This is a genomic window from Dinghuibacter sp., from assembly GCF_035492835.1.
In the GTDB taxonomy this organism is placed as follows: Bacteria; Bacteroidota; Bacteroidia; order Chitinophagales; family Chitinophagaceae; genus Dinghuibacter.
Window position 1 is genome coordinate 1 of the sequence record NZ_DATJIY010000087.1, and the last position, 8,256, is coordinate 8,256.

Genomic DNA, 8,256 nt, shown 5'->3' on the forward strand with positions numbered 1-8,256 from the left:
TCGAGACCCCGGTTCATGTCCGTGTCTATCGGACCGGTCATCACGGCATGGACGCTGACGCCGTCACCGGCCAGGAAAGCGCGCAGCGACTGGGTCATCGAAAATGCCGCTGCCTTGGAAACCGAATACGAGGCGATAGGCATAAACGGCGCCAGCGCGACCATGGAAAGGTTGTTCACGATGGCGCCGTGGGATTTCTTTAAAAGGGGCAAAAAGGCCTGGGTGACGCGGTGCGGGCCGTATAGGTTGACGGCAAGGTGTTTGTCCAGCATGGCGCTGTCGCTCAGGTCGTCATAGTAAGCGACGCCCGCGTTGTTGATCAGCACATCCAGCGAGCCGATCGTCAAAGCCGCGTCACTGACCTGTGCCGGGTCGGTGATGTCGAGCGCAAGGGATATTACGCGCTTGTCCGCGAAGGCGACAGGAGCGCGCATACCGGCGTACACCGTCGAAGCCCCCCTCCGCAGCGCTTCGAGTACCAGGGCCCGCCCGATCCCCCGGTTGGCCCCGGTGATGAGCACTACTTTGTCTTTGATTTTCATGACTAATTTAGTTTTATGACCCAAAGGTATTGACCAAATCATACACCGGAGGGGTGTCCATTAGACAATATAGCGGGGGGATTTGGACGAAGGAATTTTATAATTTTGTGCCATGAAGCATCTAACCATTATATATCCCGCAGGAAAATCCGACTTCAGCACCATCAGCTGTATCACCGGTGCTTTCGAGATATTCAACTCCGCCAACGCGTACCGCAGGAGGAACGGCAAGGAAGCCCTCTTTACCGTCGAGCTGGCCGGCACGGCCGAGTCCGAGGAGCTGTACGGCGGCATGTTTGCGGTAAAGCCACAAAAGAGCCTTACGGCTATCGCCAAAACGGACCTTATCCTCATTCCCTCTTCGGATCCCGCCCGCAACCAAACGATGATCGCCGAGCAACAGCTCCTCGATTGGATCACCACGCAGTATAAGCGCGGCGCCGAAGTAGCCAGCGTCTGCTCCGGCGCCTTCCTGCTGGCGTCCACCCACCTGCTCGACGGACGGAATTGCTCCACCCATTGGGCGCACGCCGAAAGGTTCAAGCAGCAGTTCCCTCAGGTAACGCTAAAAGCCGACCAGTTGATCACCGACGAGAACGGCATCTATACGAATGGCGGCGCCTATTCGTTCCTGAACCTGCTCGTCTACCTGATAGAGAAATATTATGACCGCCAGACAGCCATCTACTGCGCCAAGACCTTACAGATAGAAATAGACCGGAACAGTCAATCGGACTTTGCCATCTTCACCGGTCAGAAGCTCCATGGCGACAAAATGGTGGCGGAAGCGCAGCAATACATCGAGAATTCGCTTACTGAAAAGATCTCGGTTGAGGAAATATCGTCCAGATTCGCCATCGGCCGGCGCAATTTCGACCGCCGGTTTATCAAGGCTACGGGGAATACCCCGGTGGAGTACGCACAACGCGTCAAGATCGAGTCCGCCAAAAAGGAGCTCGAGTCCAGCCGTAAAACGATCAACGAGATCATGTATGAAGTCGGCTATGCCGACCCGAAAGCCTTTCGCGAGCTCTTCCGCAAGATCACCGGGATGTCGCCGCTCGAATACCGCGGCAAGTATAACAAAGAAGCCGCACTATAACGGGTCGTGGGGACGCCGGACGCCACGCGGAGCACCACACGGGAACCCTACGCATATTTCCGCCGGTAATCCAAGGGCGACAAACCCGTAATCCGCTTAAAAAGCCCGCGGAAGGTATCGGTATCATCGTATCCCAGGGAATACACGATCTCGTTGATCGTTTTACGGCTGGACTCGAGCTCCTTTTTGGCGGCCTCGACCTTGACCCTTTGTATGTATTCGACGATCGTATTGCCGGTGCATCCCTTGAACCGTCTTTCAAGGGTCCGCCGCCCGACGCCGGCCAGCGTACAGACCTGCGATACGTCGATCCTTTCGGTATAGTTCCGCTCGATGAAGAGCTGCGCGGACAGCACGCCTTCATCGCCATGCCCTTTCTGGCCCATGAAAATAACGAACGGGTTCTGGCTCTTGCGGTCGATATCGATTTCGAACATCTTGGCGGCCAGAATGGACATGTCCCGTCCAAGGTGCTTTTCAATCAGGTAGAGGAGCAGGTTCAGGAAGGAATAGGCGCCACCGCAAGTATAGATGCCGTTTTCATCGGTGATCAACCGGTCGTCGACCAACCGGACCCGCGGATACATGGACTGGAATTCCTGCCGGGCCGCCCAGTGGATGGCGCACTGTCGGTCGTCCAGCAGCCCCGTGGAGGCCAGGAAGAAGGACCCCACGCAACAGCTAACGATCTCCGCGCCCTCATGGTGACGGGAAGAAATCCAGGGTATGAATTTCCGGTTGGCCTCGACCGTTACAGGGAAAGCCCCGCACGTGATAGGCACGATCACCACATCGGTGCTTGAAATTTCTTCCAATGGCCGCGCAGGGTTGATGCTGTACAACCCATGACCGAACGAAGTACATCCGGCGACCTCCACGGTATAAAAAGGCGGCTTGCCCTGGTACCGCAGAAAGTCGTTGATCCGGGTAATGACCTGGTAGCTGCTGTCGACGCAGTTGAGGGCAGCGTCCTCCAAGGCCAGGATCGTAACGTGTTTCATAGCCTGAATTTAGCGGATTTGCCAGACGCAATCGCCTGGCCATATTGTCGCGATACCCGGTCTCCGACAACGGAAAACCATCATAGTTTTGGTCCATGACAAACATCGACATCATCATCCTCCCGGTCACCGACCAGCCCCAAGCACGGCAATTTTACCTGCAGCTGGGTTTTGATATCATCGCCGAGGCGCCCGCCGATCAGGGTCAAACCTGGTTACAAATGGCGCTCCCCGGCCAGCCGGTAACCATCGCCCTGATGAAGTTCCACGGGATCATCATCGAGACGGCGGACATCGAAATGGAAGTGCGACAGCTGCGCCAAAAAGGCATCGACGTCGGCGACATCGACGACCAGCCCTGGGGACGCTTTGCCTGGTTCAAGGACCCCGCCGGTAACGGGCTGTGCCTTCGCCAAAAGGCGCGCTAAGACATTATCTTCCCGACCCAATCCTCCGTCGCGCGGACGAGCAGCGCGATCACGTCGGTCTTCCCCGCCTTGAACGCATGATCCGCCCCCTCGATCCTGACCAGCGTAGCCAGCGGCAGCGATGCGCAAACGGAAGAAATCAAATCCCACGTGGCGAGCTCGTCCCTGGTGCCCTGCAAGAACAGCATCGGTACGCGAACGTCACGCAGATGCGTCGCCCGCTCGACCGACGGCTTCCCCGCGGGGTGCAACGGGAACCCGTAGAATACGATCCCGCGCACCTCCGGCCGGCTATTCAACGCCAGGTATTGCGACGTCATCCGCCCCCCAAAAGACTTTCCCGCGGCAAAGAGCGGCAGGCCAGGGTAGGAGGCCAAAGCATGATCGATGGCCGCCGCAATGGTGGCATGCGCCACCGCCGGCGTGTCGGCCCGCGCTTTGCCGTGCTCTTTGAAGGGGAAGTTGAACCGGAGCGTGCCAATGCCGGCATCAGCCAAAGCAGAAGCCAGCGCCACCATGAACGAATGGTTCATGCCGGCGCCGGCCCCATGCGCCAGCGTAAAAATGCAACTAGCATCAGCAGGAACGAGAAACTCGGTCGAGACCGATCCGATGGCGTCAGACACTATCATTTCCCCATCGTATTCACCATCCACTGTACCCCATACTTATCCGTACACGACCCGAAATAGGCCCCCCAGAACATATCCGCCAGCGGCATCGACACCGCGCCGCCCGCGGAGAGCGCCGCAAACATCCGGTCGGCCTCCGCCCGCGTATCGGGTTCGAGGTTGATGTGGGAATTGTTCCCGAAATTCAGCTGGAAGCCCATGGAAGACGGGGCATCCGTGCCCATGAGGACGTGGCCGCCCAATATCTCCAGCGAGATGTGGACGAGGAGGTTTTTGTCGGCGTCGGCTATGGGCGGCATGCCGGGCGCGGCGGGCATTTCCCCGAAGCGCATGATACCGGTGAGCTCGCCGCCGAAAACGGTCTGGTAGAATTTGAACGCCTCTTCGGTCTCGCGGGCGAAATTCAGATAGGTTGAAACACGTGCCATATTACTTGGAATTTAGGTCATGACGATAAATCATAGTTCAGCATCCACTGCACCCCGTAGCGGTCCCGGCACATACCGGCGTAGGCGCCCCAAAAGGTCCGGTTGAGCGGCATTTCGATTTTGCCCCCGGCCGACAACCCCTTGAACAGGCGGTTGGTCTCTTCCTCGCTTTCCGTCGCCAGGTTGATATAATAATTGTTACCGGTGACCAGGTCCTGTCCCATCGACTCCAGCGCGTCCGTGGCCATGAGCGTGTGCCCGTTACCGAGAGGCAGCGCGGCGTGCATGATCATGTTCTGCTCCGCCTTCGGCATCTTCTCGTGACCGGGGCTGTCGCTGAAGCGCGCAAAGGCCGTGAACTCGCCGCCAAAAACGGACTTGTAGAAATTCATCGCCTCTTCGGTGGTGCCGGGGAAATTCAGATAAGGATTGACGTTTAACATGGGACAAAGATACCTCCGGGACACACTACCGGTGGTCCCAAAAACCGACATTCGCAGGGGGTGTTTGCGACAAAATGTTGTACTTTCAACTATGATCGACGTCTCGATTCTGGTGTTGAAAAACGCGGTCCTGGCCTCCATCGCCGACGCCAGCTATGTATTTTCGATCGTCAACGACCAGCTGGCGCGCCAGGGCAAAGAGCCCCTTTTTCACGTCCGGCTGGTGGGCGTGGACAAAGAAATCAAACTAAACGGGGGACTGGTGACCGTAAGACCCGATACGCTGATCGGGGACATCGAGCGGACCGATCTCGTGATCATCCCTTCCATGACCGGCGATGCGCTCGCCTCCACCTACCTCAACCGGGACTACGCACCCTGGATCATCGACATGTACAAGGAAAGGGGGGCGGAAGTCGCCAGCTTTTGCGTGGGCGCGTTCCTGCTGGCTTTTACCGGTCTGCTCCGGGAGCGGCAGTGTACCACCCACTGGGCCTACGCCAATGAGTTCCGGTACTACTATCCAGACGTGGACCTGGTGGATGAAAAGGTGATCACCCATAACCTGGGTTTGTATTCCAGCGGTGGGAACAACGCCTACTGGAACCTGTTGTTGTTCCTCGTGGAAAAATATACCAACCGGGAAATCGCCATCTACACGGCCAAATTCTTCGTCATCGACCTGGACCGGACCGACCAGTCCCGGTTTATTATCTTCGCCGGTCAGAAGAACCACGACGACGAACCCATCAAACGGGCCCAGGAGTTCATCGAACGGAGCTTCGCGGATAACCTCAGCGTCGATCGCATAGCCGGAACCGTCAACATCAGCCGCCGGACCTTCGAGCGCCGCTTCAAAAAGGCCACCCGGAACACGGTGGTGGAATACATCCAGCGGGTCAAGATAGAGGCCACCAAGAAGCAGCTTGAGATCGGCCGTAAATCGATCTATGACGTGATGTATGAAGTGGGTTACTCCGACGCCAAGACCTTCCGGGACGTCTTCAAAAAAGTCACCGGTATGACGCCAAACGAGTACCGGAATAAATACAACGCTACTCCGTCTTTTTAACCGACAACCGTACGACTAGCGCCGCCAGCAGGCCAGCCACCACCGAATACGGCAGGTATATAAGCGCCAGGGCCAGCGCCCAGTCGGCCGCGTTAAAGGGCGCTGTCGCCGTCCTTAACACCCACTCAATCCCCGGCGTAAACAGCCAATCGAATATGCAGGCTACGACGACGAACCGCAATGCCCATCTGACCCCGCCACGGCGGGCGCCCTCATAGGCGATGCCAAAGTAAACTAACAATGTCAGCCACATCACGGTATCCTCACTCAAGGCTGCTTTCAGAAACGGTATTTCGACGAGTAGATCAAACGCCGCCAATATCCCCAACCCGATCAATAAAACCTTACTCTGTTTCCTTAACATACTTTTCTATGATTTCCCTGTCAATCCCTTCCGCCGCATTCGTTTCCCTCCCGCGCTGGATCAGCGTATCGCCCACAAAAGATACCGTAAAGTCAAACGACTTCCCTTCCCAATTATGGTCGGTATAAAAATCGAGATACTCCGTATACTTGTCCCCCGTCAATGTATACCGCCCGCCCCCTCCATCGAAATGGCTCGACGAATCCTTGGCCGGGTTGAGGTCGTGCCTTAAAAACGAGAAGTGCGTATCGCCGACGATCTTGATGAACTTTTGCCCCTTCGTATAGTCGGTCACCACCGACACCCCCTTGGTGATCGTCGTCCCCGAGATCAGCCGCCAGGTGCCCTTCAGCGGCGCCCGCGACGTACATGAAGCCGCCAGCAGCGACAGGGCCACGCCAGCAAGTAAGGTCGTTTTCATCGGCTAAAGATAATCAAACTCCTCACTCCGCCCGTAAACTCTTCACCGGACTCGCCATCGCCGCCTTCAGCGCTTTCGCCCCGATCGTCGCCAGCGCGATCACCATCGTCAACACCGAGGCCAGCGCAAAGACCCACCAGGACAGAGCCGTCCGGTACGCGAAGTTCTGCAGCCATTGGCTCATGATGTAGTACCCGATGGGAACCGCGATCACCACGCCCAGCAGGATCGGGCGCAACAGGTCCCCGACCAGGAGGAACACGATGTTCCCAACGGACGACCCGAGCACCTTCCGGACGCCGATTTCCTTGAGGCGCTTGGCCGCGGTAAAGGACGCCAGGCCGAATAACCCCAGACAGGCGATAAAGATCGAGAGCCCCGAAAAGACGCTCAACAGGCTCTGCTGGCGCCGGTCGGCGCGGTAAAGGGCGTCGAACTCCTTGTCGAGGAAGTGGTATTCGAAGGGATAACCGGGAGCGGCTTCCTTATAAGCCTTCTCCGCGAGCGCCAGCCCGCGGGCCGCGGAACCGGGATTGAGCCGGACCAGGATGACCCGGTTGTCCTGACCGGGCGTTATCACGAGCGGCTCCATCTTTTCCTTGAGCGACGAGAAATTGAAGTCCTCGACCACCCCGACGACGCGGCGCTGCTCGTTATAGATGGTGTTGAAGACCCAATGACCGACCGCGGTTTCGGGAGTGAACCCGAATTCGGTTGCGGCCGCCCGGTTGAGGATTACCGCGCCTGTGGAATCGGTCCCGAACGCAGCCGAGAAGTCTCGTCCCGCGATGACCTTCAGACCCAATGTGGGCACGATCTGGAAGTCCGAGAATTCGGTGCGGCCGGAAAAGAATTGCTCCGCGTGTCCCTCGACCTTGAAGCTGTAGCCATCGAAAAAGCCCCCCGGTTCCCCGGACATCATCGAGACGGACTCCACGCCGGCGACGCCTTCCAGCGCCTTTTTGAACTGTACCCGGTGATTATAGATATCGTTGTTGTCGATATTGATCACCAGTGTCTGGTCCTTGTTGTACCCCACGTTGGCATGCTGCACATAGTACATCTGGTGCATCATGACCAGCGTCCCGATGACCAGGAAAACCGAAATCGAAAACTGGACCACCACCAGCGCCTGGCGGAAAAACGACCCGCTTTTGCCCAGCCGGAGCTTGCCCTTGAGCGACTCGATGGGTTTAAAAGCCGACAGCACAAAGGCCGGGTAGCTGCCCGCGATAAAGCCTACCGCCACGATGACCCCCAGGAGGAACAGGTACATCACCGGCGTCATCCAGGACACGACGATTGTGCGGTCCAGCAAGTCATTATAGACCGGCATCAAAATCATGAGCAAGCAAACCGACAAGACGCAGGACACAAAAGCCAGCAACAGCGACTCCCCTATAAATTGCCTTATCAGGTGCGCGCGCAGCGCTCCCAGCACCTTCCGGAGCCCGACTTCCTTTGAGCGCTCTACCGCCCGGAGCGTCGACAGGTTGGTGAAATTGATACACGCGATCAACAATATCAGCGCGGCGATCGAAATAAAAACGAACACGACCGTCTTGTCCCCATGACGGACGGGGTCGAAGTAGTTCGGTTCGAAATAGACCTTGCGCATGGGCGTCATCTCGAGCGTGAAATGCGTCCCATGCGCCCTCATCACCGGTCCCATGTATTTATCAATAAAGGCGGGGAGCTGCCGCTCCAGCAAATGGGGGTCCGTCCCCTGCCGCAACAGCAGGTATGTAAAGACACCGTTGCTCGGCCAGGAGTCGGTTGACGTATCCTTGTGCTCCGCCGCCAGCGGCACCACCATGTCGAAG

Annotated in this window: 11 protein-coding genes; 3 read left to right on the forward strand and 8 right to left on the reverse strand. The window is 57.4% G+C overall.

Annotated elements, in window-relative coordinates:
* A partial coding sequence (locus tag VL547_RS08235) for an SDR family NAD(P)-dependent oxidoreductase (RefSeq protein WP_325577173.1) occupies positions 1-542 on the reverse strand: 542 nt, incomplete at its 3' end.
* 112 nt (positions 543-654) lie between these two features.
* Here VL547_RS08235 and VL547_RS08240 point away from each other — a divergent pair.
* Complete coding sequence (locus VL547_RS08240) at positions 655-1,644, forward strand: GlxA family transcriptional regulator (protein ID WP_325577174.1); 990 nt, start codon at positions 655-657, stop codon at positions 1,642-1,644.
* Between the two features lie 47 nt (positions 1,645-1,691).
* Here VL547_RS08240 and VL547_RS08245 read toward each other — a convergent pair whose 3' ends face one another.
* Positions 1,692-2,645 (reverse strand): GlxA family transcriptional regulator, encoded by a 954-nt coding sequence (locus tag VL547_RS08245; RefSeq protein WP_325577175.1) that lies wholly within the window; start codon positions 2,643-2,645, stop codon positions 1,692-1,694.
* A gap of 95 nt (positions 2,646-2,740) precedes the next feature.
* On the opposite strand from VL547_RS08245, the gene VL547_RS08250 reads away from it, so the two are divergent.
* Positions 2,741-3,073, forward strand: coding sequence for a VOC family protein (locus VL547_RS08250; RefSeq protein WP_325577176.1), 333 nt, complete (start codon positions 2,741-2,743; stop codon positions 3,071-3,073).
* Here VL547_RS08250 and VL547_RS08255 read toward each other — a convergent pair.
* From VL547_RS08255 to VL547_RS08265, 3 genes are read right to left on the reverse strand one after another with little or no spacing between them, the layout of a single operon-like run.
* A complete protein-coding gene (locus VL547_RS08255; protein ID WP_325577177.1) occupies positions 3,070-3,705 on the reverse strand; it encodes an alpha/beta family hydrolase in 636 nt (211 codons plus the stop codon). The two genes, VL547_RS08250 and VL547_RS08255, sit on opposite strands and share 4 nt — an antisense overlap.
* Positions 3,702-4,133 (reverse strand): VOC family protein, encoded by a 432-nt coding sequence (locus tag VL547_RS08260; RefSeq protein ID WP_325577178.1) that lies wholly within the window; start codon positions 4,131-4,133, stop codon positions 3,702-3,704. Before VL547_RS08260 ends, VL547_RS08255 begins: the two co-directional genes overlap by 4 nt.
* A gap of 17 nt (positions 4,134-4,150) precedes the next feature.
* A complete protein-coding gene (locus VL547_RS08265; RefSeq protein WP_325577179.1) occupies positions 4,151-4,576 on the reverse strand; it encodes a VOC family protein in 426 nt (141 codons plus the stop codon).
* Between the two features lie 91 nt (positions 4,577-4,667).
* On the opposite strand from VL547_RS08265, the gene VL547_RS08270 reads away from it, so the two are divergent.
* Positions 4,668-5,648: a GlxA family transcriptional regulator gene (locus tag VL547_RS08270; RefSeq protein WP_325577180.1), complete on the forward strand. Its 981-nt coding sequence runs from the start codon at positions 4,668-4,670 to the stop codon at positions 5,646-5,648.
* Here VL547_RS08270 and VL547_RS08275 read toward each other — a convergent pair.
* The 3 genes from VL547_RS08275 to VL547_RS08285 form a co-directional block, all read right to left on the reverse strand.
* Positions 5,632-6,012 carry a hypothetical protein gene (locus VL547_RS08275; protein WP_325577181.1) on the reverse strand — a complete coding sequence of 127 codons (381 nt, stop codon included), beginning with the start codon at positions 6,010-6,012 and terminating at the stop codon, positions 5,632-5,634. The two genes, VL547_RS08270 and VL547_RS08275, sit on opposite strands and share 17 nt — an antisense overlap.
* Positions 5,993-6,433 (reverse strand): hypothetical protein, encoded by a 441-nt coding sequence (locus tag VL547_RS08280; RefSeq protein ID WP_325577182.1) that lies wholly within the window; start codon positions 6,431-6,433, stop codon positions 5,993-5,995. The genes VL547_RS08275 and VL547_RS08280 overlap by 20 nt, the downstream gene beginning before the upstream one ends.
* 22 nt (positions 6,434-6,455) lie before the next feature.
* The coding region (locus VL547_RS08285; protein WP_325577183.1) for an FtsX-like permease family protein at positions 6,456-8,256 on the reverse strand (1,801 nt) is incomplete at its 5' end.